The 22,844-nt window shown below is 71.0% G+C and carries 22 protein-coding genes; 7 read left to right on the forward strand and 15 right to left on the reverse strand.

What is annotated here, in order from left to right; translation table 11 throughout:
- Window positions 1-84: 84 nt before the first annotated feature.
- Complete coding sequence (locus tag AC1ROY_RS24635) at window positions 85-1,584, reverse strand: TSCPD domain-containing protein (protein WP_493151552.1); 1,500 nt, start codon at window positions 1,582-1,584, stop codon at window positions 85-87.
- A 137-nt stretch (window positions 1,585-1,721) separates the two neighbouring features.
- On the opposite strand from AC1ROY_RS24635, the gene AC1ROY_RS24640 reads away from it, so the two are divergent.
- The 5 genes from AC1ROY_RS24640 (at window position 1,722) to AC1ROY_RS24660 (ending at window position 5,366) form a co-directional block, all read left to right on the forward strand.
- Window positions 1,722-2,075: an NADH-ubiquinone oxidoreductase subunit NDUFA12 family protein gene (locus AC1ROY_RS24640; RefSeq protein WP_493151553.1), complete on the forward strand. Its 354-nt coding sequence runs from the start codon at window positions 1,722-1,724 to the stop codon at window positions 2,073-2,075.
- A gap of 66 nt (window positions 2,076-2,141) precedes the next feature.
- The gene (gene mlaD / locus AC1ROY_RS24645) at window positions 2,142-2,660 is read left to right on the forward strand and encodes an outer membrane lipid asymmetry maintenance protein MlaD (RefSeq protein WP_493151554.1); all 519 of its coding nucleotides are present in this window, start codon (window positions 2,142-2,144) and stop codon (window positions 2,658-2,660) included.
- Entirely contained in the window at window positions 2,657-2,869 is a 213-nt protein-coding gene (locus AC1ROY_RS24650; RefSeq protein ID WP_493151555.1) for a hypothetical protein, read from the forward strand. The genes mlaD and AC1ROY_RS24650 overlap by 4 nt, the downstream gene beginning before the upstream one ends.
- Entirely contained in the window at window positions 2,866-3,228 is a 363-nt protein-coding gene (locus AC1ROY_RS24655) for a DUF2155 domain-containing protein (RefSeq protein ID WP_493151556.1), read from the forward strand. The genes AC1ROY_RS24650 and AC1ROY_RS24655 overlap by 4 nt, the downstream gene beginning before the upstream one ends.
- A gap of 128 nt (window positions 3,229-3,356) precedes the next feature.
- A complete protein-coding gene (locus AC1ROY_RS24660; protein ID WP_493151557.1) occupies window positions 3,357-5,366 on the forward strand; it encodes a hybrid sensor histidine kinase/response regulator in 2,010 nt (669 codons plus the stop codon).
- A gap of 6 nt (window positions 5,367-5,372) precedes the next feature.
- Here AC1ROY_RS24660 and AC1ROY_RS24665 read toward each other — a convergent pair whose 3' ends face one another.
- From AC1ROY_RS24665 to AC1ROY_RS24680, 4 genes are all read right to left on the reverse strand, one after another.
- Complete coding sequence (locus AC1ROY_RS24665; RefSeq protein WP_493151558.1) at window positions 5,373-6,338, reverse strand: Bug family tripartite tricarboxylate transporter substrate binding protein; 966 nt, start codon at window positions 6,336-6,338, stop codon at window positions 5,373-5,375.
- Window positions 6,335-7,933 (reverse strand): hydantoinase B/oxoprolinase family protein, encoded by a 1,599-nt coding sequence (locus tag AC1ROY_RS24670; RefSeq protein ID WP_493151559.1) that lies wholly within the window; start codon window positions 7,931-7,933, stop codon window positions 6,335-6,337. The genes AC1ROY_RS24665 and AC1ROY_RS24670 overlap by 4 nt, the downstream gene beginning before the upstream one ends.
- Window positions 7,930-9,948: a hydantoinase/oxoprolinase family protein gene (locus tag AC1ROY_RS24675; protein ID WP_493151560.1), complete on the reverse strand. Its 2,019-nt coding sequence runs from the start codon at window positions 9,946-9,948 to the stop codon at window positions 7,930-7,932. Before AC1ROY_RS24675 ends, AC1ROY_RS24670 begins: the two co-directional genes overlap by 4 nt.
- Window positions 9,949-10,033: 85 nt before the next feature.
- Window positions 10,034-10,942: a LysR family transcriptional regulator gene (locus tag AC1ROY_RS24680; protein WP_493151561.1), complete on the reverse strand. Its 909-nt coding sequence runs from the start codon at window positions 10,940-10,942 to the stop codon at window positions 10,034-10,036.
- A gap of 115 nt (window positions 10,943-11,057) precedes the next feature.
- Here AC1ROY_RS24680 and AC1ROY_RS24685 point away from each other — a divergent pair, with 115 nt between their 5' ends.
- Entirely contained in the window at window positions 11,058-11,804 is a 747-nt protein-coding gene (locus AC1ROY_RS24685; RefSeq protein ID WP_493151562.1) for a gamma-glutamylcyclotransferase, read from the forward strand.
- Window positions 11,805-11,806: 2 nt separating this feature from the next.
- Here the strand turns inward: AC1ROY_RS24685 and AC1ROY_RS24690 are convergent, their stop codons facing one another.
- From AC1ROY_RS24690 to AC1ROY_RS24725, 8 genes are all read right to left on the reverse strand, one after another.
- Complete coding sequence (locus tag AC1ROY_RS24690; RefSeq protein WP_493151563.1) at window positions 11,807-12,547, reverse strand: Crp/Fnr family transcriptional regulator; 741 nt, start codon at window positions 12,545-12,547, stop codon at window positions 11,807-11,809.
- A gap of 104 nt (window positions 12,548-12,651) precedes the next feature.
- Window positions 12,652-13,248, reverse strand: coding sequence for an alkylhydroperoxidase domain protein (locus AC1ROY_RS24695; protein WP_493151564.1), 597 nt, complete (start codon window positions 13,246-13,248; stop codon window positions 12,652-12,654).
- 11 nt (window positions 13,249-13,259) lie between these two features.
- Complete coding sequence (locus AC1ROY_RS24700) at window positions 13,260-13,841, reverse strand: CMD domain protein (RefSeq protein WP_493151565.1); 582 nt, start codon at window positions 13,839-13,841, stop codon at window positions 13,260-13,262.
- A 27-nt stretch (window positions 13,842-13,868) separates the two neighbouring features.
- Window positions 13,869-14,894 (reverse strand): putative FMN-dependent luciferase-like monooxygenase, encoded by a 1,026-nt coding sequence (locus tag AC1ROY_RS24705; RefSeq protein WP_493151566.1) that lies wholly within the window; start codon window positions 14,892-14,894, stop codon window positions 13,869-13,871.
- Window positions 14,895-14,907: 13 nt separating this feature from the next.
- On the reverse strand, window positions 14,908-15,636 hold the full coding sequence (locus AC1ROY_RS24710; protein ID WP_493151567.1) for an ABC transporter ATP-binding protein: 729 nt from the start codon (window positions 15,634-15,636) through the stop codon (window positions 14,908-14,910).
- On the reverse strand, window positions 15,629-16,465 hold the full coding sequence (locus tag AC1ROY_RS24715) for an ABC transporter ATP-binding protein (protein ID WP_493151568.1): 837 nt from the start codon (window positions 16,463-16,465) through the stop codon (window positions 15,629-15,631). Before AC1ROY_RS24715 ends, AC1ROY_RS24710 begins: the two co-directional genes overlap by 8 nt.
- Complete coding sequence (locus AC1ROY_RS24720) at window positions 16,465-18,285, reverse strand: ABC transporter permease (RefSeq protein WP_493151569.1); 1,821 nt, start codon at window positions 18,283-18,285, stop codon at window positions 16,465-16,467. Before AC1ROY_RS24720 ends, AC1ROY_RS24715 begins: the two co-directional genes overlap by 1 nt.
- A gap of 31 nt (window positions 18,286-18,316) precedes the next feature.
- Complete coding sequence (locus AC1ROY_RS24725) at window positions 18,317-19,450, reverse strand: ABC transporter substrate-binding protein (protein ID WP_493151570.1); 1,134 nt, start codon at window positions 19,448-19,450, stop codon at window positions 18,317-18,319.
- 166 nt (window positions 19,451-19,616) lie between these two features.
- Here AC1ROY_RS24725 and AC1ROY_RS24730 point away from each other — a divergent pair, with 166 nt between their 5' ends.
- On the forward strand, window positions 19,617-20,414 hold the full coding sequence (locus AC1ROY_RS24730) for a class I SAM-dependent methyltransferase (RefSeq protein ID WP_493151571.1): 798 nt from the start codon (window positions 19,617-19,619) through the stop codon (window positions 20,412-20,414).
- A 4-nt stretch (window positions 20,415-20,418) separates the two neighbouring features.
- Here AC1ROY_RS24730 and AC1ROY_RS24735 read toward each other — a convergent pair whose 3' ends face one another.
- Together AC1ROY_RS24735 and AC1ROY_RS24740 are read right to left on the reverse strand one after the other, a co-directional pair.
- Entirely contained in the window at window positions 20,419-21,810 is a 1,392-nt protein-coding gene (locus AC1ROY_RS24735; RefSeq protein ID WP_493151572.1) for an amidohydrolase family protein, read from the reverse strand.
- Window positions 21,807-22,808, reverse strand: coding sequence for an ABC transporter substrate-binding protein (locus AC1ROY_RS24740; protein WP_493151573.1), 1,002 nt, complete (start codon window positions 22,806-22,808; stop codon window positions 21,807-21,809). The genes AC1ROY_RS24735 and AC1ROY_RS24740 overlap by 4 nt, the downstream gene beginning before the upstream one ends.
- Window positions 22,809-22,844 lie beyond the last annotated feature (36 nt).

Consider the following 22,844-nt stretch of genomic DNA (forward strand, 5'->3'; position numbering starts at 1 on the left):
TAGGTCCCTGGGCCCTTCAACAGGCGGAAGGTGCAGGAAACTCAGGTTCCTGCCGGGGTGCTCGAGGGGCAGAGCCCCTCGATCTCAAGCAACGATGCGCAGGTTGCGGGCCTTGGGCGGCGCCGCCGGCAGGTCAAGCGGCAGCAGCGGCGACTGCTCGGCCGCGCGCGCTGCGCTGTCGGGCGCCACGTCCTCGGCCTCGGGCTGCGGCAGCGCGCCGCCGAGGTGGTCCATGGCGAGGCGCCGGAAGGCCCAGTCCAGCACCGAGGTCGCGCGGGGAATGTCGGGATCGCCCTCGACCACGCCGGCCGGGCCGAAGCGCGTATAGGCGAAGGCGTCCACATAGTCGGCCAGCGGCACGCCACGCGCGAGACCGGCCGAGACCGCCTGCGCGAAGGCGTCCATCAGGCTGCGGTAGTTGGCGCCCTCCTTGGAGAGGCTGAAGGCGATCTCCTTCAGTGTGCCGTCCTCCTCGGCGGTGCGCAGCGCGACCTTGTGGCCGCCCACCGAGACATGCAGCGTCTGGCCGGCCTGACGGCGCAGGGCAGGGCGCGGCGCCGGGGCAGGCCGGGGCGCGGCCGGGACGGCCACGGGCGCCGGCGGCGCCGCATGCAGGAAGGGCGAGACGGCCGCCAGCATGCCGGCGCGGGCGCGCTCGCTGACCGGGCCGAGCAGCGCGGCCACGCGGGTCTGCGGCGCGCGCATCGCGGCGCGCGTGGGCACATCCACGATACCCGTTTCGGTCTCGACGGCCCGGGTGGCCCCGGGGGCCGGCGCAACGCCAGCGGTCTCCGCGCCGAGCAGCGCCTCCGCGGCGTCGGCGGGCGCCAAAGCCACCAGGGCGGCGTGGCGCAGGCCGGGCGAGGCGGCGGCCGCATCCAGGGCGGCGCGGGCCGCGGCGGCGAGGCCGGGCAGGGGTGTCGACTCGGGCGGCGCGGGCCAGATCAGCGCCACCGGCTCGCGCGCGCCCAGCCGGGCGGCGAGGCGGCCGCTTTGCGACTCCGCGGCGCCACGGGTCAGCGCCGCGATGCCGGCGGCGACCTGCCGCCCCTCGGTGCTGTCATAGGCGACGTTGAGCGTAGCCAGCAGCCCCGCGAGGTCGGCGAAGCCCAGCCGCAGCCGCGCGGCCTTGCCTGACGTGATGGCGTCCAGGAACATCACGCCAAGCGAGCAGGCTTCGGCATAGCCCTCCAGGTCGAAGCCGCCCTCGGGCTCCAGGAAGGCCGGCAGGTTCAGCACGAAGCGGGGCTCGGGCTTGGAGTCGCCGCGCCACACCTCGGCGCCGGGGGCGCCGCGTCGGGTGAGCAGCAGGGCGCGCCAGCCCTCGGCGAGGTGCGGCGCCTCCTCGGGCGTGACCAGCCCGGCCTTCTCGCCGCGCGTCAGCGCCTTCGCGATCCAGGCCTCGGCGGCGCGCGGCAGCGTGGCCGGCCCGGTGCCGGGAACGAGGGCGGCCAGCGCGGCGGCGGCCTCGTCCTCCCAGCCCGACGGCAGCGCGAGCGCGCGAGGCGGCGCGTCGGGGTCCGCGCCGATGCGGGTGCGCCGGAGCGCCACCCCTTCCCACAAGGTTCCGTCGAGACGTGCCATGGAGGGGAGCCTAACGAGGGGTTTCGTCCAGGTGAAGCCGCATGATGTGGCCATAAGTGGAAATTACCACAACATCTTGTGGAAAACTCGAATCGGCTCCGGCTTTGCTGCGGCGCGGTTTCGTGCGATGCTGGGGCATGTCCTTCCTGCAGCTCCTCACCACGAAAATCACCGCCCGCAAGGTCGGTCGCGACGCCGTCGGCAACACCTATTATGAGAGCAAGCGGCCGGACCCGATCTATGGCCGCACGCGGCGCACCGTCTCGCTGGCCCATGGGAGCGACAGCTCGATCGTGCCGCCCGAGTGGCATGCCTGGCTGCACCACACCACCGACGCGCCGCTCGATGGCCCGAAGTACCCGTGGCAGAAGCCGCACCAGCCCAACCTCACCGGCACGCCGATGGCCTGGCGCCCGAAGGGCCATGACTATGCCGGTGGTCAGCGCCGCGTGACCGGCGGCGACTACGAGGCCTGGACGCCAGGCAGCTGAGGCGCCATCTCTCCCGCTTTGGTACGCCCGATTGGGCAGGGATGGGCTCATGAGGAAATTTCGCGCATGAAGGGCCGCAGCATCGCCGAGGTCGCCACGGGCGCCGTCGTCCTGGCCGCGGCCGGAATCTTCCTGGTCTATGCCGTGATGCATGGCGGCCGCACGCCGCAGACCGGCGGCATCGCGCTGACCGCGCAGTTCGACCGCATCGACGGGCTGAACGACGGCGCCGACGTGCGCATCGGCGGCGTGAAGGTGGGCTCCGTCACCGGCCTGCGGATCGATCCCCGGACCTTCCAGGCCGTGGTGGCGCTCCGCGTCCGTTCCGACATCCAGTTGCCGAACGACAGCTCCGCCGAAGTGACCTCAGAGGGGCTGCTGGGCGGCAAGTACATCTCCATCGTGCCCGGCGGCGGTGACCGCATGTTGGCCGACGGCGGCCGCATCATGGAGACCCAGGGCTCGGTGAGCCTGGAGAGCCTGCTCGGCCGCTTCATCTTCTCGGTGACGCAGATGAACGCGAATGCGGCCCCCGCCGAGGGCGGCCGCACCGCGACACCGGCGCCGACCCCGGCCCCGCGATGAGCGCCGCGCCCACCATCTGGCCCGGCGCCGACGGCGAGCCCGTCTCCTGCCGGGAGAAGGTGAAGGTCCTGGCGGAGAACCACGCCGAGGCCGAGCAGGTGCTGCGCGACGCCTTCGAGGATGCGATCCTCATGGGCGTGGACGAGGCGGCGATGCGCCGCATCCTCGCCGAGATGGTCGCCGGCCTGCCGAGCCCGAAGCGCCGATGATCCGCGCGGCCCTGCTGGCGGCGCTGCTGGCCTTCCCCGGCCTGGCGGGTGCGCAGGAATGGGTCCCGCGCCGCTACGGCGAGATCCAAGCGCTCGACAAGGTGAATGCGCGCGTGCTGACGCTGCGCGCCACGGTGGGCGAGCCCGCGCGTTTCGGCACGCTGACCATCCTGCTCCGCGCCTGCCACGCGCGGCCGCCCGACGAGGTGCCGGACGCCGCGGCCTTCCTGGAGATCACCGACGAGCGCAGCCCGCCGGGCTCCGGCCCGGTCTTCCGCGGCTGGATGTTCGCCGACGCGCCGGCGGTGAACATGTTCGAGCATCCGGTCTACGACCTGCGAATCCTGAATTGCCGCTGAACTGCCACTGAACAGACGCCACGGCCTGCGATCATGGGACGGGCCGTCATTCGGGCAGGCCAGGTTTCAAGCCTGTATTAAACTTCAGGTTGTGGTATTCGCGTAAAAGTTGTGGGCACGAGAGCCGCATGAAGATCACGCCCGTGAACTATTCGCAGCCGGCGCTCCCGAACCCGCCGGTGACGGATGCGGATACCGGGACGGGGAAGCCGCTCGACCACGCCTACCGGCAGATCTCGGACGCGCTGGATGGGCTCGACATCGGCGTCTGCATCTTCGACGCGATGGATCGCACGATGTCCTGGAACAGGACCTTCCTGCGGATCTTCCCGGAGCATGACGGCCACGTCTTTTGCGGCGAGCCCTATCGCGAGAACCTGCACCGCTTCTACACCAAGCGCCTCGCCGCCGGGGAACTGCCGGAGATCGAGCGCTACATCGCCGACGGCATCGCGCGGCACCGCGCGCAGAGCCAGCCCTTCGTCTTCTTCCATGGCGGGCAATGGCTGCGGGTCTCTTCCCTGCCGCTGCCGGAGGGCGCCCGCATCCGGATCTGGGCGCGCATCCCGAGCCCCGGCTCGAACCTCGCCATCGCCCCGGGGACGGAGGTCGCGGCGGCCTCGCGCCACGACAGCCTGGAGAACCTGGCGGACGGCGTCATGGTCCTCGACGCGGCGGGGAAGGTGGCCTCGGTCAACCAGACCTTCCTGGCGCTCTACGGCTTCGCCAGCCGCGGAGTGGTGCTGGGGCGCAGCTATGCCACGCTGCTCCGCGATGTCTGGGAGAAGGCTTACCAGTCGCCCTCGTCGCAGGAGCTGCTGGAGCGTGCCATCGCCCGGCTCGCGGAGGACCAGCGCTTCACGGGGGTCTCCTACGAGGTCCCGCTGCCCGGCGAGAGATGGGTCCGCGTCACCGAGCAGCACGGCGGCGACGGCGTGGTCTACAGCACGCATGTCGACATCACCGCGATGAAGCGCCAGCAGGCCATCATCGACGAGGCGCGCGCGGCCGCGGAACGGGCGAACCAGGCGAAGACCACCTTCCTCGCCATGATGAGCCACGAGGTCCGCACGCCGATGCACGGCATCATCGGCATGACGGAGCTGCTGCTGGAGGCGGGGCTCGACGGGACGCAGCGGCAATATGCCGAGGCGGTGAAGAGCTCGGCGATGGGGCTGCTCAACATCCTCAACGACATCCTCGACGTCTCGAAGCTCGAGATCGGCAAGCTGACCCTGGAGGCGCTGGAATTCCGGCCCGCCGAGCTGATCGAGGACGTCGCCCGCCTGCTCCGGCCCAGGAGCCGGCAGGGCGGGCTCAGCCTCGACGTCGAGATCGACCCGGCGCTGAAGGCCGCCTTCGTGGGCGATCCGAGCCGGTTGCGCCAGGTGCTGCTCAACCTCGCGACCAATGCGGTCAAGTTCACCCTGAAGGGCGGCGTCTCGATCCGGGCGACGCTCGGTGCCGGAACCCGGCTGAGGGTGGAGGTTGCCGACACCGGCGTGGGTTTCGACGAGAGCCGGCTGGACCGGCTCTTCCAGGCCTTCGAGCAGGCGGAGACCAGCATCGCTCGGCGCTTCGGCGGCACGGGGCTCGGCCTCTCCATCTCCAAGCAGCTCGTCGAGCTGATGGGCGGGGCGATCGGCGCGCGATCACGGGCCGGGGGCGGCAGCGTCTTCTGGTTCGAGGTCCCGCTGCAGCCCGGCACGGCCGCCGCGCTGGCGCCCCCCATTCCGGCGGCGGAGGCACGCCAGCCCCGCGCCGGCGCCGCCAGCATCCTCCTCGTGGAGGACAACCTCACCAACCAGGCGGTGGCGAAGGCCATCCTCACCGGGGCGGGACACCGCGTGACGGTCGCCGGCGACGGCGCCACGGCGGTCTCGCTGGCGCTGGCCGGGCGGCCGGACCTCATCCTGATGGACATCCAGCTGCCGGACATGGACGGCTTTGCCGTCACCTCGATCCTACGGAAGGTGCTGGGCGAGAGCGGCGCGATGATCCCCATAGTCGCGCTCACGGCCAATGCCATGGCCGGCTATCGCGACACCTGCTTGGCCCATGGGCTCAACGACTACCTGGCCAAGCCCTTCACGAAGAAGGCGTTGCTCGGAAAGCTCGCGGCCTGGCTTCCCGCCTGAGCGGTCTCAATCGTCCACCACGACGTGCGCGGCCTGGATTACCCCGGCCCAGCGCCGCATGTCGGCGCGCCAGCTCGCGTCGAACTCGGCGGGGCCGGCGGGGGACGGGAAGCCGCCGAGGGCACGCAGCCGGCGATCGCCCTCGGCTGAGCGAACGACCTCGATGATCGCGGCCGAGAGCTGCGCCACGGTGGCCGGGCTCATATTCGCGGGCCCGAAGACGCCCACCCAGCTCGTCACGACGAAATCGGGCACGCCCGCCTCGGCCATGGTCGGCACGTCGGGCAGCGTGGGCACGCGCTCCGGCGAGGTCACGGCCAGCGCGCGCAGCGTGCCGCCCTGGATGCCGCCGAAGACGTTGGGCAGGTTGTCGATGGTGACCTGCACACGCCCGGCCAGAAGGTCCACGATCGTTTGCGGGCTGCCCCGATAGGGCACGTGCGTCATCTCCAGCCCCGTGCGCAGCCGGAAGAGCTCGCCCGCCAGGTGGATCGAGGTGCCGGTGCCGGTGGAGCCGAAATTGATCCCGCCCGGCCGCCGCGCCCACTGAATGAACTCCTGCACCGTGCGCGGCGGGATGTCGGCCGCCACCGTCATGGCGTTGGGGAATTCGGAGATGCGCGCGATCGCGGTGAAGTCGGTGGCGGCGTTGAAGGGCAGGTTGCGGCGGAGGACCGGCGTCACCCCATGCGTCCCCGCGCCGCCGATCAGGATCACCGAGCCGTCCGGCGAGGCCTTGGCCACGTAGTCCGAGGCGATGGAGCCGCCGGCGCCCGCCCGGTTCTCCACGATAGCATTGACGCCGAGCCGCTCTCGCAGCCCGTCGGCCATGATGCGGCCCGTGATATCGAAGGCGCCGCTGGTGTAGCCCACCTGGATGCGCAGCGGTCGTGTGGTGTCGATCTGCGCCGAGGCGGGATGCGTGAAGGCGAGCGCTGCCGAGAGCAGCGATGCGGTGAGTGCAAGCTTCATTCGGTTGGCCCCCAGCCTCCGGCGCCGGCGGTGCCCATCAGCAGCCGGTCGCCCGTGTTCAGAACCGTGGTGAGCTTGGAACGCACCTTCTCCCGCTGGCCGTCCTTGCGGATGACCCAGGCTTCCGCCGGCTGGCCGCCCTGGCCTCCGGCGGCGCCTTTTGCCGCATGGAAATGCCGCTCGCCCCGGAAGGTCAGGGTGAGCGGCCCATGCAGGACCTCATATTCGCGCGTGATGCCGCAGCCGCCCGGATGCAGCCCCGCGCCGCCCGAGCCGCGCCTGATGCCGAGATGGTGCACGCGCACCGGCGCGTCCGTCTCCATGGCCTCGGCGGGCATGTTCATGGTGTTGCTGATGTCGGTGGAGACGCCATGCACACCGTCGTGGGTTGCGGAGCCGCCGCTGCCGCCGGAAAGAATCTCCGTCACCACCCAGGCCGATCCGTCGGGGCGGCGGCCGGAAAGCGCCATCACCGTGGAGCAGCCGGAGCTGGGCGCGGGGATGCGGTCCGGCAGCACGGGCGCGAGGGCGGCGAGGATGGAGTTGGTGACCAACTTCACCGTGCCGGTGCGGGCGTTCAGCGCGGAGGGCATGCGCGGATTGAGCAGGCAGGCCTCGGGCAGGATCACGGTGAGCGGGCGCGAGCAGCCGCCATTGTTCGGGATATCGGGGCCGGTGACGGCGCGCAGCGCGAAGAAGCAGCCGGCCATGACGCCCGCCGGCGCGGCGTTCACCGGCCCGCGCACCTGTGGCGAGGTGCCGGTGAAGTCGATGGTCATGGCGTCGCCCTCGACGGTGACGCGGACCTTGATGGGTACGGGGCGGTCCAGCTCCACGCCGTCGTTGTCGAGTGCGTCCTCGTAGGTCCAACTGCCGTCGGGGATGGCGCGGAGGGCGGCGCGGGTCGCGGCCTCGGCGCGGCGCACCAACTCCAGCATCATCGCGGTGAGCGCGTCGGCGCCGTGGCGGGCGGCGAGCTCTTCGGTGCGCGTGGCGGCGACGCGGCAGGCGGCGATCTGCGCCTCGAGGTCCCAGTTGAAGGCCTCGGGCGTGCGGGTGTTGAGGTTGATGATCCTCAGGATCTGCGGGTCGGTGACGCCCGCGCGCGCGAGCTGCAGCGGCGGGAGGCGCAGGCCCTCCTGGAAGATCTCGGTGGCCGTGGTGGGCAGCGATCCCGGCGTCAGCCCGCCCATGTCCTGGTGGTGCAGGATGGTGCCGGCGAGCGCGATGACGCGGCCCTCGGCGAAGACCGGCACCATGAGCGACACGTCCGGGATATGCGTACCGCCGTCATAGGGGTCGTTCATCAGGTAGACGTCGCCCGGGCGCATCTGCCCGACGGGAAAGTCGCGCAGCATGCGCTGCACGGCGGGCATCAGGCAGCCGAGCAGCAGCGGCAGCGAGATGGACTGCGCCATCAGCGTGCCGTCCGGCAGGAAGAGGCTGGCCGAGGCGTCGTTCGCCTCGCGCACGATGGGCGAGACGGCGGAGCGCAGCATCACCGCCTGCATCTCCTCGGCGATGGCGTCGAGGCGGCGGCGGACGATCTCGATGGTCGCGGGGTCGAGGCGCCCAACGGAGGACATCACGTTCATGCCCGCTTCTCCATCAGCAGATGAGCGGGATGGGCGGTGACGACCCAGCCCGCCGGCACGACCAGGGTGGTGTCATCCTGCTCCAGGATGGCGGGCCCGTGCAGGATTTCTCCCGGCGCGAGCGAGGTGCGCGGCACGACCACGACCTCCTGCGCCACGCCGTCGATCACCGCCGGGCGCGTGCTGCGCGCGCCGGCCGCGCGGATGGGCAGGCGCGGCTCCAGGATCGGCGCGCGCAGGCGGCGCACGGCGCGCAGCGAGACCAGCCGCACCGGTGCCTGGCGCGCATGGCCATAGGCGGCGCGATGGGCGGCGATGAAGGCCTCGCGGATGGCGGCGCCGGGCGTCGCGCTGTCGTGCGGGATCGCCACGTCGAGGCTATGGCCCTGGCCGACATAGCTGGCGCTGGCGGTCAGTAGCACCTCCGCGGCCCCGGAATCGGCACCCTCGGCGGCCATGGCGGCGCCGGTCTGGGCCACGAGCTCCGCGATGGCGGCGCGCAGCTCGTCTTCCGGAAGGCTGTCGGTCACTCGGCCGAAGCCGCGCGCGAAGTCATGCTCCAGCGGCGCGTCGAGCAGGCCTGTGGCGGCCAGCACGCCCGGCGCGGCGGGGACGACGATGCGCGTCTGGCCGAGGTCGTCGGCGATGGCATAGGCGTGCAGCCCGCCGCCGCCGCCGGCCGGCACCAGCGGCAGCTCGCGCGGGTCCACGCCGCGCGCGACCGTCACCTTGCGCACGGCCTCGGCCATGGTGGCGTTGATGACGCGGTGGATGGCGACCGCCGCCTCGCGCAGGCCGAGGCCGAGCGGGCCGGCGATCTCGCGCTCGATGGCCTCGGCGGCGGCGGCGGCGTCCAGCGACAGCTCGCCGGCCGCGAAGCGGGTGGGGTCCACCAGGCCGAGCACGACCGAGGCGTCCAGCACCGTCGGCCGCGTGCCGCCACGCTTGTAGCAGGCCGGGCCGGGGGCCGCGCCGGCCGAGCGCGGGCCGACGCGCAACCCGCCGGCATCGTCGATCCAGGCGATGGAGCCGCCGCCGGCCGCGATGGCGAGGACATCCGCCGTTGGCACGCGGACGGGAAAGGTGCCGATCACGCCGTCCATGCGCAGGGCCGGGGCGCCGCCACGGATCACCGCGATATCAGCGCTGGTGCCGCCCACATCGATGGAGACGCCGTCCGGGAAGCCCGCGCCGCGCAACACGGCGGCCGCGCCGATCGCCGCGGCCGAGGGGCCGGAGAGGGTGAGGCGGATCGGCTTGCCGCGCGCGGTGCCGGCGCCGAGCAGCCCGCCGCGCGAATGCATCACCTGCAAGGGCACGCCGATGCCCGCGCCTTCGATGATGCTCTCGATGCGGCCGAGATAGTCGCTCATGACCGGCTTCAGCGCGGCGTCGAAGGCGGTGGCGCAGGTGCGCTCGTACTCGCGCGGCGCCGGATCGACCTCGGAGGAGAGGGAGACCGCCATGCCCGGGCAGGTCGCACGCACGATCTCGGCCGCGCGGCGCTCATGCGTGGCGTCGAGGAAGGCGAAGAGGAAGGCGATGGCGATGGCCTTGGCGCCTGATGCCTCCAGCGCGCGCGCGGCCTCTGCGACCTCGGCTTCGTCGAGCGGCTCCCAGATGGTGCCGTCGGCGCCGATGCGCTCGGTGACCTCCATGCGGCGTTCGGGCGGCACAAGGCTCACCGGCGTCTGCGGGCCGAACATGAGGTCGTAGTTGGAGGCACGCGTCATGCGGCCGAGCTCGATCACGTCGGCGAAGCCGCGCGTGGTGATGAGGCCGACCGGCGCCGCCGTGCCCTCCAGGATGGCATTGGTCGCGACCGTGGTGCCGTGCAGGAAGCGGCGCACGTCCTCCGGCCCCGCATCGCCGCCCAGCAGGCGCGACAGCGCGTGGCCCACGGCGCGGGCCGGATCGTCCGGCGTGCTCGGCACCTTCAGCGAGCGGAGCGATCCGTCGCCGCCGCGCAGCACCGCATCCGTGAAGGTTCCGCCGATGTCGATGCCGATATCCATGCCACTCAATTCTGCTGCGGTGCAGCGCGACGATACGATGACACGCCGGCAGGGCAAGATGGTTGCCCGGATTTCTGATAAGGACTCAACGCGGCCTGCGCAGATACGCGACCATATGCTCCAGCACCGCACGCGTCTTGGGCGGCATGTGGCCGTGGGTCGGCACCATGGCATGGACCGGCGGCCCCGGCAGCGCGGAATCCGGCAGCACCTGCACGAGCCGCCCGGCCTGCACGTAGGGCAGCGCCACGCGGTCGTAGATGTTCGCGATGCCGAGCCCTTCCAGCGCCGCTTCCACCAGCGCCTGCCCGTCCGCCACCACCACGGCCGGCGGCGGCGAAATCTCGATCTCCCGCCCCGCATCGCCCACGCGCCAGGGCCGCAGCTGCCCGCCCGGCGCCCGAAAAATCAGCGCGTCGTGCTCCGGCAGCTCGCGCAAGGCGGCGGGCGTGCCGCGCCGCTTCAGATAGGCGGGCGAGGCGTAGAGGCAGGAGCGCTGGTCGCAGAGCTTGCGCGCCACCACGCCCACGCTGTCGGGCAGCGCCCCGATGCGCACCACGATGTCCCAGCTCTCGCCGATCGGGTCGGAGAAGCGGTCGGTCAGCGCGAGGTCGAGCGTGATCTTCGGATATTGCGCGCGCAGGGCGGCGAAGCCCGGCAGCAGCAGGCGCCCGAAGCCGGCCGGCAGGTCGATCCGCACGCGGCCCGCGGGCTCGGCGCGGCGGGCGCTGAGGGCGCGCTCCGCCTCGCGCAGCCCGTCCAGCGCGGCGCGCGCCGCCTCCAGATAGGTCTCGCCATCCTCGGTGAGACGAACGACGCGCGTGGTGCGCTGGAAGAGCCGCGTGCCGAGCCGCGCCTCCACGCGCTGCACCGCCTTGCCCACATTGGACTTGCTGCTGCCCAGCGCCTCGGCCGCGCGCGTGAAGCTGGCGTGTTCGGCCACGGCGACGAAGGCCGCGATGTCCTGGATGGGCAGGGCGCCGCGATCGCTCATTGTATCCTTCGTCGCCATAGAGATGTGCCTGAATGGCAGTTTATCCCCATGGAAGAGAAAGTCATATCTCGTTCGAGACGGCCTACCGCCGGCTTCTCTTCCAGGACCTCTCGCCATGCCCAGCGATCGCGTTAAGTTTTCCGACACCGCCCGCCGGACCAGGACCGCCGCCATCCCGCAGAAGCCCGCCGTCACGCCGCTCTCCCGCGCGCTCCTCGAGGCCGGCGGGATCGACGCGATGCTGGCGCGCGACGCACCCCATCTCCGGCTGCTGACCGAGGCCGAGCGCGCCGAATCCCTGCGCGCGACGCTGGCCGCACGGCCGGAGGGCGATGTCTGGCTCTTCGCCTATGGCTCGCTGATCTGGAATCCCGCCATCCATGTCGTCGAGCAGCGCACGGCCCGGATCGAGGGCTGGCACCGCGCCTTCTGCCTTTCCACCGTCGCGGGCCGCGGCACGCTGGAGCTCCCGGGCCTGGTGCTCGGCCTCGACGCCGGCGGCCACTGCGAGGGCGTGGCCTTCCGCCTCGCCGAGGAGGATCTGGAGCGCGAGCTCACCCTCATCTGGCGGCGCGAGATGGTCGCGACCGCCTATGTGCCCCGCTGGGTGGAGCTGCTCGACCGCGACGGCCATCGCTTCGGCGGCGCGATCACCTTCACCATCGACCCGGCCGGCACCTACTACGCCGGCGACCTGGCGACGGAGGCGGTGATCGAGCGGCTGGCCACGGCGGCCGGCAACCTCGGCAGCTCCGCTGAATACCTGTTCCAGACCCGCGACGGGCTGCGCGCGCACGGCATCCCGGACCCGGAGATGGAAGAGCTTGCCGCCAGGGTCGAGGCCGCCCGGGCGGGGCGCTGAGGCTACTCCTCGGCGTCCAGGTGCCGCCCCTCGCGGTCGGCGTGCAGGTAGGCACCGTCGAAGCGCGCCGCCTGATGCAGCGCGGCGAGGTTCGGGATGGTGAGAGCGCGACCCCGCAGCACGATCAGCCGGGCTGCGCGCAGCTCCTGCAGCACGCGGTTGACGTGCACGGTGGAGAGGCCGGTGGCGTCGCCGAGCTCGGCCTGGGTGAGCGGCAGCTCGCACCCCTCCGGCCCGGCCAGCCCCACCAGCCGGAGGCGCAGGTGGATTTCGCACAGCAGATGCGCCACGCGATCCACCGCGTCCCGCTGGCCGAGGTTGACGGTCCATTCCCGCTGCAGCGAGGCCTGCACCTGGGACGACCAGGCGACCGCCCGCGCGATGCGCGGATGGGCGGCGCAAAGACTCTCCAGCGCGGCCGGGCTCACCTGGCCGAGCAGGACATCCGTCAGGCTGCCGAAGGAATGGTCCATGCGCTGCAGCGCCAGGACCCGCTCGTCGCAGAGATCCCCCGGCAGGCAGAAGGCGACGATCTGACGGCGTCCGTCGGCCAGCTCCCGGTAGCGGCAGGCCCAGCCGTCGAGGATCACGTGCACGTGCCGCGGCCGGTCGCCCTCGGCCATGATCTCCGAGCGCGGACCGAGCTGGATCCGCCGCGCGAAGGCCAGCCGGTCCAGTTCGACGGCCTCTCCAGTGGTGAAGCGGACGTAATTCTGCAGGTTGCGGACGAGGGGCGACGTCATGCGTGGCGAATCGACATGACGGGAGCTTCGCGCAGGACGGCGGCGCGGGCGTTAACCCATGTTATTCAGGGCCCTACGTCGGTTTTATGTGCATGCCATCGCAGCTAAATCGCCGGCTCGCCGAGCGAGAGCATCAGCCGGTTCGCCCAGTTGAAGAAGGCCGCGGACTGGATGACGTCGGCGATGGCGAGGTCGTCCAGCCCATCGGCGCGCAGGCGGGCGACGTGCTCCGGGCCGAAGGCCAGCGGCGTCCGCGTCAGCGCGACCGAGGCGGCGACGACGGCGTTCCATTCCTCGCCGAGATCGGCGCCGACGCCCTCCGCCAGCAGCCTGTCGATATCAGCCTCGCGCTTCGAATAGGTGGCGGAGAAGCGCGCATGCACCGAGGCGCAGTAGATGCAGCCGTTGAAGCGCGACACCGCGGCAGCGGCGAGCTCGCGCTCGGCGCGCGGGAGACCGGCGTTGGTGTTGTAGAAGATGTCCTTGTCGGCGCGTGTGCGGGATTCGAGCGTGTCGGGGTCGCGCGCCAGCAGCCGGAAATAGGGCGACTTGATGCGCGAGGCGTCGACCAGCGCTGTCTTCTGGCGCTCGGTCATGGCCTCAGGGGCGAGTGGCTCGAGCCAGGGCAGCCAGTCGACCTGCGCGCGGGTGAAGGCCGCGGGCGCCGTGTGCTCGGGCGGGGTGAGGGTGGTGTCGGGCATGTTCGGACTCCTCAGGACGCGCGCAGCAGGACGCGAAAGCCGGCAACCACCCGGATCTGGAAGGACAGGAAGGAGACGATCTGCGAGAGCGTGACGATATCCGTCGTCGTCCAGCCGGCGGCGAGCATCGCGGCCAGCGATTCCGGCGCGGCGTCGCGGGGATGGAAGACCAGCATGTGCACATGCGGGAAGGCGGCAGCGAGGCGCGGGCCCAGCGCGGCCGCGGTGGCGGCGTCCACGGCATAGGCCAGGCCGGGTTTGTCCTCGCCACTCAGGGGGCCGGCGGGAAAGGCGCCGTAGGGGCCCTCGGTGATGGTCTGCTGAACGGCCGCTTCCACCGCCGCGCGCAGCGGGGCGGAGGCCAGGCCCTCGGCGTAGAAGGCGGCGGTCTCGGCCTCGCCGTGCAGGCCCACGACGTAACACGCCACCGCGAAGCGCTCCGCCGCGGTGACGCCGCCGAGGTCGGCGGGCGCGAAGAGGGCTTCGTAGCTCTTCTGGGCATGGGTGCGCGCCTCCGGCCGCTGGGCGCGGATCGCATCCATCGCCGAGCCGGGCGCGATGCCGACGAGCTTGTCGATCACGTCGACGGTCATGGTCGTTCTCTCCCAAATCCCGCCACGTCAGGCGACGTGGCGCATGCCTTCGGTCGTCTCGCGGCGCCAGCCGAATTCCGGCGCCACCTTCTCCGCCACCAGCTCGATCGACCTGATGATGAAGGGGTGCGGCGGATCGATCGAGTGCACCTGCACCGCGAGGTCGGTGGCGCGCGCGAGCGTGCTGTCCGTCCTCAGCGAGGCGACGACATCCTCGGCCGTGCCGAGATGCACGTCGAGGGCGGCGATCAGCGCCTCGGTCGTCTCGCCGCCCTGGGCGCGGCCGAGGCTGATGAGCCGCGCGCTGAAGCGCTGGAGGCCGATCTCGGCGAAGCGGAAGGCGTCGGCGCGCTCGTCGGTCACGAAGACGGAGCGGGAGGCCAGGATGCGCGGCGCGCGGCCCGCCGGCAGGGCTTCCAGATAGGCGTCGATCATCGGGTTCTGGATGTCGGCGAGCGTCTGGTCCGGCTGGTCCTTGGGGCGCGGCTGGGTGCGCGAGAGCAGCAGCCCGTCGCCCGCCGCGCCGGCGCGGCGGGCGCCCTCGACGGTGAAGGTCGCCTGCCACATGCGATCCGCGAGTCCAGCAGGTGCCGCCGGATAGAGGTGGTCGCCGCCCGGCAGCGTCCCGCCGGCGAGCGCGTCCTTCAGCATCTGCGTGTTCTCGCCGAAGATCCGGCCGCGCTCGGCACCGTTCAGCCCGAAAGCGGTGAAGGCCGAAGCATTGCCGCCCGGGCCGATGCCGAGCTCCAGTCTTCCGCCGCTCATCAGGTCGAGCACGGCGGCATCCTCGGCGACGCGCAGCGGCATCTCCAGCGGCAGCGTCACGATGCCCGTGCCCAGCCGTATCAGCGAGGTCCGCGCGGCGACGTGCCCGAGGAAGACGAAGGGCGAGGGCAGGCCGCCCTCGTCCTCATGGAAATGGTGCTGCGCGATCCAGGCGGAATCGAAGCCGCAGCGCTCGGCATGAACGATCTGCTCCGCGCCGAGGCGGTAGCGCTCGGCGGGTGTCGTGACGTCGAGCAGGCGCGTGAAGAAGCCGAGGCGCAGGGTCATTGGGGCATTCTACTCAGGCCGCGGTAGCGCCGCCCAGATAGGCGTCGCGGATGCGCGGGTCGCGCAGCAACTCGCCGGCCGGGCCCTCGAGGGCGATCTGGCCGGTCTGCAGCACGTAGCCGTAATGCGCGATGCCGAGCGCCAGGCTGGCATTCTGCTCCACCATGAAGATGGTCACGCCCTCGCGGTTGATGGTCTGGATCAGCTCCAGCACGCGGTCCACGAAGAGCGGCGAGAGCCCCATGGTGGGCTCGTCCATCACGATCAGCTTGGGGCGGCCCATCATGGCGCGGGCCATGGCGAGCATCTGCTGCTCGCCGCCCGACATGGTGCCCGCGCGCTGCTTCAGCCGCTCGCGCAGGCGGGGGAAGAGGGTGAGGACGCGCTCCTCGTCCGCGGCGATGGCCGGCTTGTCGCTCCGGGTGTAGGCGCCCATCAGCAGGTTTTCCCGCACCGTCATGGCGCCGAAGAGCCGACGCGCTTCGGGCACGGAGCCGATGCCGCGCCGGATGATCTGCGGCGTGGGCAGGCCGGTGATGTCGGCACCGTCGAACCAGACCTTCCCGGAGCGCGGCCTTTGGAGGCCGAGAATGGTCTTCATCGTCGTGGACTTGCCGCTGGCATTGCCGCCGAGCAGGCAGACGATCTGCCCGCGCTCGACCGACAGCGTCAGGTCGAAATGCACCTGGACCGGGCCGTAGAAGGAGTTGATGCCGTCGAGCTTCAGCAGAGGGTCAGGCATCCGGAGCAGCCCCCGCCTTGGCGCCGGTCTCGCGATGGCCGAGATAGGCCTCGATGACGGCGGGGTCGTTGCGGACCTCCTGCGGCAGGCCCTCGGCGATACGGGCGCCGTTGTCCATGACGATGATCCGATCGGACAGGCGCATCACCATCTCCAGCTTGTGCTCGATGAGCAGGATGGTCAGGCCGCTGCGCTTGAGGTCGTGGATGATCTCCTGCATTTCCGCAGTTTCGGTCTGGTTCATGCCGGCGGTGGGCTCGTCGAGCATGAGCAGCTTCGGGCGCAGCGCTAGGGCGCGGGCGATCTCCGTGCGGCGGCGGTTGGCGTAGGAAAGGCTGAAGGCGGGATGATCCAGTCGCGGTGTCAGGCGCTCGCCGAAGCGGGCGAGAATCTGCTTCGCCTCCTCGCGCAGGGCCTCTTCCTCGTCGCGCACCGATTTCGGGCGGATGGCGGCGAGGGCGAATTCCATCAACGCGCCGATGACCGGTGTCGTCGGGCGCACGGCCAGCAGCCGCGTGTGCGCGCCGACCAGCACGTTGTCGAGGACCGAAAGGTTCCCGAAGACGCGGCCGTGCTGAAAGGTCCGCGCCAGGCCCATGCCGGCCAGCTTCTCCGGCGCGGCGCCGGTGATGTCCTGGCCGAGGAACTTCACCGATCCCGCATCCGGCAGGTCGAGGCCGCTGATCAGGTTGAACAGCGTCGTCTTGCCGGCGCCGTTGGGGCCGATGATCGAGAGCAGCTCGCCCTCTTCCAGGTCGAGGGTCGCATCATCCACGGCGGTGACGCCGCCGAAGCGCTTCTGGAGCCCGCGGACTTCGAGAAAGGCCATCACACCGTCCCCATCAGGCCTTGCGGCCTGAAGCGGATCAGCAGCAGCAGCACGATGCCGTAGATCAGGATGCGGTACTCGGCGAGGCCACGGAACGCCTCGGGCAGCGCGATGAGCAGCGTGGCGCCCAGCACCGCGCCGATCACGTGCCCCATGCCGCCCAGGATCACCATGGTCAGCGCCAGGATGGAGATGCTGGCGCCGAAGGTCTCGTGGTTGATGTAGGAGTAGACATGGGCGGTGATGGCGCCGCTGATGCCGGCCGCGAAGCCGCCATAGGCGAAAGCCAACGCCTTGTAGCGGTCGCCGCTGACGCCGTAGGAGCGCGCGGCCACGCTGTCGTCGCGGATCGCGCGCCAGCTCCGGCCGAGATGCGAGTTCAGCAGCCGCGCCTGGAGCATGGCCAGCAGCACCAGCACGGCGAGGGAGATCCAGTAGGTTCCCTCCACCGAGCCGAGGTCGATGCCGAAGATCTCCAGCGGCGGGATGCCGCCGAGGCCGATGGCGCCGTGGGTCAGGCCGGTCCAGTTCAGGATCACCAGCGAGACGATCTCGCCGATGCCGAGCGTGGCGATGGAGACGTAGTGGCCCGTCAGCCGGAACGCGGGAAAGACCAGCGCCGTGCCGAGCGCCGCGGTAATCAGCCCCGCCATCGGGATGGCCAGCGCCACCGGCCAGCCAGCATCCATCGCCAGCAGACCGGAGGCGTAGCCGCCGATCGCCAGCAGCGCCGCATGACCGAGCGAGATCTGTCCCACCGTGCCCGCCACCAGCGTCAGGCTGAGGGCCAGCATGGCGTAAAGGAAGGAGTTGGCGCCGACCTGGAGCAGGTAGGGATGCCCCGTCAGCGGCAGCAGCGCCGCCACGAGGATCAGCGCCGCCACGCCCCAGCGCGGCACGCGGATCGGCTTCGACCGCGCGATGAAGGTGCCCGTCAACGGCTCAGGCGGCGTCGAGCGGCGGCTGGAGAAGAGCCCGTTCGGCCGCCACAGCAGCATCGCGATCAGCAGCACGAAGGCGAAGAGGTTGCGGTAGGAGGTGCCGAAGATGGCGATGCCGTAGCTCTCGGTCAGGCCCAGGATCAGCGAGCCGCCGATGGCGCCGGGCACGTTGCCGAGACCGCCGATGATCAGCGCCACGATGCCCTTCAGCGTGGCCTCGAAGCTCATCGCCGGGTTGATCTGGTTGTAGTACATGCCGACCAGCAGGCCGCTGACGCCGCCCAGCGCCGAGGCGATGGCGAAGACCGCCATGTTCACCTTGTTGATGTCGACGCCCATCTGCAGCGCCGCATCGGAATCCTGCGCCGTCGCGCGCACGGCCCAGCCGAGCTTGGTGAAGCGCAGGAAGAAGTAGAGCACCGCCGCCGAGGCGAGTCCGATGCCCGCGATCAACAGGTCCAGCGCGCCGATCGTCCCGCCGCCGATCTGGATACGCCATTCCGGCACCTGCATCGGCACCGCGCGCGGATCGGGCGAGAAGACGAGCTGCACCACCTGGTCCAGCACCAGCCCGATACCGATGGTCGCCAGCAGCGGCGCGATGCGCGACGAGCCGTGCAGCGGTCGCAGCCCGATCCGCTCGATCGCAATGCCCACCAGCCCGCAGGCGACGACCACGCAGAGCAGCGTCAGCGGCAGCGGCGTGCCGAGATGGGTGATCGCCGCCCATCCCACATAGGCGCCGACCACATAGACCGAGCCATGCGCGAAGTTCACGAGGTTCGCGACGCCGTAGATCAGCGCGAGGCCCACGGCGAGCAGCGCGTAGATATTGCCGATGACGAAGCCGTTGACCGTGTAGTCGAACCACGCGCTCATGCGGGGGCCATCCCCGCTGCGAAGCGTCGCATCAGGAGGGCGTGCCGCCCTCGAAGAGCTGGAAGCGGCCGCCGCGCACGATCAGCCGCTTATAGCGGGCGCCGGCGACGCGGCGGGTCTCGGTGTCGAACTGGATGGTCCCAAAGATCACGCTGGGCACGTCGCGGATCTGGGCGATGCCCTGGCGGATGGCGGCACGCGTGGTGCCGTAGCGGTTCACCAGCGTCGAGGTCAGGACCATCGTGTCGTAGGCCGTGGCATTGAAGGTGTCGGGGTCGCGATTGTACTTCGCCTTGAAGGCGGAGACGAAGCGCTGCACCTCGGGCCGCGGCTCCTCAGGGAAGAAGGTGGTGATGACGTGGACGCCGTTCACCGCGTCGCCACCCAGTTCGATGAGCTTGGGCGAGTAGACCGAGCTCACCGCCACGATGGGCTGCGGCAGGCCGAGGGTACGGATCTGCCGCACGATCGTCGCCGCATCGGCGTAATAGGCGATGATGACGATGCAGTCCGGATTGCTGTCGCGGATGCGGACCAGCGTGGAGCGGAAGTCGCGTTCGTTCGGCAGGAAGCCCTCGGCGGCCGTGACCACGGCGCCCTTCTGCGTCGTCGCGGCGGCGAAGAGGTTCTTGCTGGTGACACCCCAGTCCGTGTTCAGGTGGATCACGCCCAGCCGGCGCTTGCCTAGGCCGTTGATCGCGTAGTCGGCGAGGCCCGGCTGCTCCTCCGCCTGGCTGATGGAGCTGCTCCACATGTAGTCGCCGCCCTTGGTGAAGTCGGGATGCGAGTTGGTGAAGCCGAACTGCACGAGGCGCGCGCGCTGGTAGATCGGCGAGGCCGCCATCGAGGCCGGCGAGGAGAAGTCGCCCAGCTCCATGATGATGCGAGGGTCGTTCACGAACTTCTGGGCGATGGCGACGGATTGCCGCGGATCGCTCTGGCTGTCCTCGAAGATGTATTGCACGGGGTGCTGCACGGTGGGGTTCAGCTCCTCCAGCGCGAGGTCGAAGGAATCCTTCCACTGCGCGCCGTATTGCGCGTTGGGGCCGGTGAGCGGACCGCTCACGCCGACGAAGACAGGCGGATTGGCGGCCCTGGAGGCACGGGACAGGGCGGCAGCCCCGAGCGTGGCAGCGGACAGCACCGAGCGACGATGCAACATCATGTTTCTCCTACATGCCTGATGCCATGTAGCGCCTTCCCGCGGACATCATGAAGCCGGAAGCATCCTTCCGCCAAGGGGGCAGATCGGAAGGCGGAGCCCCGGGGCATCCTCCCGCGGCCGCATGATCCGTGACAGCATCGGATGGATCGCGAGGATTCCGCACGCCATGCCCTCCATCTTCAACGCCCATGACGCCGCCGCCTATGAGCTGGTGATGGGCCGTTGGAGCCGTCTTCTTGCGCCTGATGTCATCGCCTTCGCCGGATGCGCGCCGGGCCAGCGCATCCTCGACGTGGGCTGCGGCACGGGCAGCCTCGCCACGGCGCTGCTGGCGCGCGAGCCGGAAGGGGTGGTCGGGATCGACTATGCGGAGGACTACGTGGCGGTCGCGCGCCAGCACGCGCAGGATCCGCGGCTTTCCTTCTGCCGCGGCGATGCCTGCGCGCTGCCCCTCCCGACGGCGCGCTTCGACCGCGCCATCGCCCAGCTCGTGCTGCCCTTCATCCCGCGGCCGGACCAGGCCCTCGCCGAGATGCGCCGCGTCACGCGGCCGGGAGGCGTGGTGACCGGCGCCGCCTGGGAGGTCCGCGGCGGCATGCCCGGTGTGCGCCTCTTCATGGACACGGCGGCGATGCTGGATCCGGCTGCGGCCGCGCTGCGCCAGCGCTACATGGCCGTGCCGATCGCGGCACCCGGCGAGATGGCGGCGCTCTGGCGCGCGGCCGGCCTCGTCGAGGTGAAGGAAGCCAGCGCGCATATCCGCTTCGGCTATGCCGGCTTCCAGGACTACTGGGCGCCGCTCATGACGGGCGAGGGCATGATGGGCGGCTATGTCGTCACGCTGCCTCCGGATCGCCGCGAGACTCTCCGCCAGGCGCTGCGTGCCGCCTACGAGGCCGGCGCGGGCGAGGGCCCGCGCGAGTTCGTGGCCACCGCCATGCTCTGCCGCGGCACGGTGCCCTGATCCGTCAGATCACCGGCCAGGCCGGCGCGATCTTCTCCAGCAGGCCGGACTGCGTGGCGATGCGGTGGCCGCGCTCCGCCGCCTCGCGGAGCGCGCGGGGCTCGTCGATGCTGAGCACGCGGCCTTCCTCCATCAGGACACGGCCGTTGCAGATCACCGTGTCCGCCCCGCCGCGCGCCGCGTTCACGAGATTGGCGATGGGGTTCAGCACCGGCTGCCAATCCGGCCTGCGGGTGTCGAACATCGTCACGTCCGCGCGCTTGCCGACCTCCAGCGAGCCGATCTCGTCCTCCCAGAGCAGGCACTTCGCGCCGTTGATGGTCGCCATCTCCAGCACCGTCTCCGGCGGCATGGCGGTCGGGTCCAGCCGCTGGGACCGCGCGCCCCCGGCGGCCAGGTACATCTGCCGCACCACGTCCACGAAGTTGCTGGACATGGCGCTATCCGAGCCGAGCGAGACGGGGACGCCGCATTCCAGCATCTCCGGGAAGCGTCCGTGCTCCATGCTGCCCATCCCGGCGCGGAAGCCGGTGGAGGGCGTGCAGCAGACCTTGCAGCCGCGTTTCACGGTCAGCGCGAATTCCTTCGCGCTGGTCCAGCCCATATGGATCAGCAGCACGTTGGGGCCGAGCGCGCCCAGCGCCTCCAGCCGCTCCACATCGGGCATGCCGAACTTCACGCGCGAGGCCACCACCTCGTCCCGCGCCTCGGACGCATGCAGCACCATGCCGACGCCGAGCGCATCGGCGCGCGCCTTGGCGCCCTGGATCAGCGCGTCCGAGCAGACCGCCGGGATGCGCAGGCCGAACCAGGTGCGCAGCCGCCCGTCCAACGTGTCATGGAAGCGGCGCACGGCCTCTTCCCCGGCCGTCAGAGCCTGCTCGGTGGTCTCGCGCGTGATCTTGCCGTGCAGCTCGCCGACGGAGGTCTGGTGCACGTCGAAGATAATGCGGGCGATCACCCCGCGCAGGCCGGTCTCCTCCACCGCCTGCGCCATCTCCTGCGGAAAGTAGTTGCCGGGGTCGAGGAAGCAGGTGGTGCCGGCGCGGATCATCTCCAGCTGGCAGTTCACGCCGGCCCAGTAGGCGTCCTCCTGCATCAGCTGCGCCTCGTAGCCGTAGAGACGCTGCAGCAGGTGGATCGGGATGTCGCAGCCATCCGCTAGGCCGCGGCCGAGCTGCTGCGAGTTGTGCACATGCGTGTCGATCAGCCCGGGCATCACAAGCTTGCCCGTGGCGTCGATGACCTTCTCGGCTTCCATGCCGCGCAGCTCGGCGGTCTTGCCGACGGCCGCGATCCGCCCGTCGCGGAGGAGCATCGCGCCGTCCCGGATGATGCGACGCCCGGTGTCCACCGTGACGAGCCAGTCGGCCTTCTCGATGCGGAGGGTGGTCATCCGAGCATGCGGTCCGCGCGCGGGATTCCCGCCAGGAACTGCGGCTTGAACGCGGCATCGATATCCACGGGCCGGGTCAGCGCCCCGTAGCGCAGCAGGAACTCGCCGGCGCGCGTGATCACCTCGCGGTCGAGGGTGAAGAGGCCCTGTGTCGTCGCGGCACCGGCGCCCATCAGCTTCAGGATCTCGACGAGCGTGCTCGCCTCCTGCTCGCGGTTCAGCGTGGGCGCCACCTTCATGATTGCGGCGACGCCGGCGGCCGGATCGCGCTTCGCCTCCTGCCAGCCGCGGATCGAGGCGCGCAGGAAGGCCTGGACGCGGTCCGGATTGTCAGCCGCCGTCCGCTCCGAGACGATCACGGTGTCGCGCGGGATGGTGATGCCGTAATCCTCCGGCGTGAACAGGCGCAGGCTGTCCTGGCCCATGCGGGCGCGCAGCAAGGCCACATCCGTGTAGAGGGTGGCGGTTACCACATCCGCCTCGCCGTTGATGAAGGGGGTGAAGCTCACCTGCTGCGGGCTGATCGTCACCGCGCCGGGCGGCAACCCGCGGGAGGCGATGATGCCCTGCAGCACCAGCTGCGCGCCGGTGAACCAGGCCGTGACGCGCTTGCCCGGAAAATCCTCCACGCGCCGGATGGGGCCGTCGGCGCGGGTGACGAAGGTGAAGGGCGTCACCTGGTGGCCCATCCCGACGCAGACGATGGGCAGGCTGCGCTCGCGCGCGGCGAAGACGCTCTCCGACCCGCCGGAGACGCCGAAGGTGTCGGCGCCGGTGGCGACCAGGTTCTCCGTCAGCAGGTTCGGCCCGCCGGGGTTGATGGTGAGGTCGAGCCCGGCCTCGCGGTAGTAGCCGCGTTCCTGCGCGAGGTAGAAGCCGGCGAACTGCGCGTTGGGCAGCCATTTCAGGCGCAGCGTCACGCGTGGCGCCTGGGCATGGGCGAGGGCAGGGAGGGCGAGCGTGCCGGCAGCGGCGGCAAGAAGCGTACGGCGATCCATCATCATCTCTCCAACAGGGGGTGGGGGTGCTCCTGG

Source organism: Roseococcus sp. GW821-FHT12F05 (genome assembly GCF_058806835.1).

What these genes read in the sequence shown, in the direction of transcription:
- AC1ROY_RS24635 (WP_493151552.1), bottom strand. Translation starts at nt 1,584, where the DNA reads ATGGCACGTCTCGACGGAACCTTGTGGGAAGGGGTGGCGCTCCGGCGC.
- AC1ROY_RS24640 (WP_493151553.1), top strand. Translation starts at nt 1,722, where the DNA reads ATGTCCTTCCTGCAGCTCCTCACCACGAAAATCACCGCCCGCAAGGTC.
- mlaD (WP_493151554.1), top strand. Translation starts at nt 2,142, where the DNA reads ATGAAGGGCCGCAGCATCGCCGAGGTCGCCACGGGCGCCGTCGTCCTG.
- AC1ROY_RS24650 (WP_493151555.1), top strand. Translation starts at nt 2,657, where the DNA reads ATGAGCGCCGCGCCCACCATCTGGCCCGGCGCCGACGGCGAGCCCGTC.
- AC1ROY_RS24655 (WP_493151556.1), top strand. Translation starts at nt 2,866, where the DNA reads ATGATCCGCGCGGCCCTGCTGGCGGCGCTGCTGGCCTTCCCCGGCCTG.
- AC1ROY_RS24660 (WP_493151557.1), top strand. Translation starts at nt 3,357, where the DNA reads ATGAAGATCACGCCCGTGAACTATTCGCAGCCGGCGCTCCCGAACCCG.
- AC1ROY_RS24665 (WP_493151558.1), bottom strand. Translation starts at nt 6,338, where the DNA reads ATGAAGCTTGCACTCACCGCATCGCTGCTCTCGGCAGCGCTCGCCTTC.
- AC1ROY_RS24670 (WP_493151559.1), bottom strand. Translation starts at nt 7,933, where the DNA reads ATGAACGTGATGTCCTCCGTTGGGCGCCTCGACCCCGCGACCATCGAG.
- AC1ROY_RS24675 (WP_493151560.1), bottom strand. Translation starts at nt 9,948, where the DNA reads ATGGATATCGGCATCGACATCGGCGGAACCTTCACGGATGCGGTGCTG.
- AC1ROY_RS24680 (WP_493151561.1), bottom strand. Translation starts at nt 10,942, where the DNA reads ATGAGCGATCGCGGCGCCCTGCCCATCCAGGACATCGCGGCCTTCGTC.
- AC1ROY_RS24685 (WP_493151562.1), top strand. Translation starts at nt 11,058, where the DNA reads ATGCCCAGCGATCGCGTTAAGTTTTCCGACACCGCCCGCCGGACCAGG.
- AC1ROY_RS24690 (WP_493151563.1), bottom strand. Translation starts at nt 12,547, where the DNA reads ATGACGTCGCCCCTCGTCCGCAACCTGCAGAATTACGTCCGCTTCACC.
- AC1ROY_RS24695 (WP_493151564.1), bottom strand. Translation starts at nt 13,248, where the DNA reads ATGCCCGACACCACCCTCACCCCGCCCGAGCACACGGCGCCCGCGGCC.
- AC1ROY_RS24700 (WP_493151565.1), bottom strand. Translation starts at nt 13,841, where the DNA reads ATGACCGTCGACGTGATCGACAAGCTCGTCGGCATCGCGCCCGGCTCG.
- AC1ROY_RS24705 (WP_493151566.1), bottom strand. Translation starts at nt 14,894, where the DNA reads ATGACCCTGCGCCTCGGCTTCTTCACGCGCCTGCTCGACGTCACGACA.
- AC1ROY_RS24710 (WP_493151567.1), bottom strand. Translation starts at nt 15,636, where the DNA reads ATGCCTGACCCTCTGCTGAAGCTCGACGGCATCAACTCCTTCTACGGC.
- AC1ROY_RS24715 (WP_493151568.1), bottom strand. Translation starts at nt 16,465, where the DNA reads ATGGCCTTTCTCGAAGTCCGCGGGCTCCAGAAGCGCTTCGGCGGCGTC.
- AC1ROY_RS24720 (WP_493151569.1), bottom strand. Translation starts at nt 18,285, where the DNA reads ATGAGCGCGTGGTTCGACTACACGGTCAACGGCTTCGTCATCGGCAAT.
- AC1ROY_RS24725 (WP_493151570.1), bottom strand. Translation starts at nt 19,450, where the DNA reads ATGATGTTGCATCGTCGCTCGGTGCTGTCCGCTGCCACGCTCGGGGCT.
- AC1ROY_RS24730 (WP_493151571.1), top strand. Translation starts at nt 19,617, where the DNA reads ATGCCCTCCATCTTCAACGCCCATGACGCCGCCGCCTATGAGCTGGTG.
- AC1ROY_RS24735 (WP_493151572.1), bottom strand. Translation starts at nt 21,810, where the DNA reads ATGACCACCCTCCGCATCGAGAAGGCCGACTGGCTCGTCACGGTGGAC.
- AC1ROY_RS24740 (WP_493151573.1), bottom strand. Translation starts at nt 22,808, where the DNA reads ATGGATCGCCGTACGCTTCTTGCCGCCGCTGCCGGCACGCTCGCCCTC.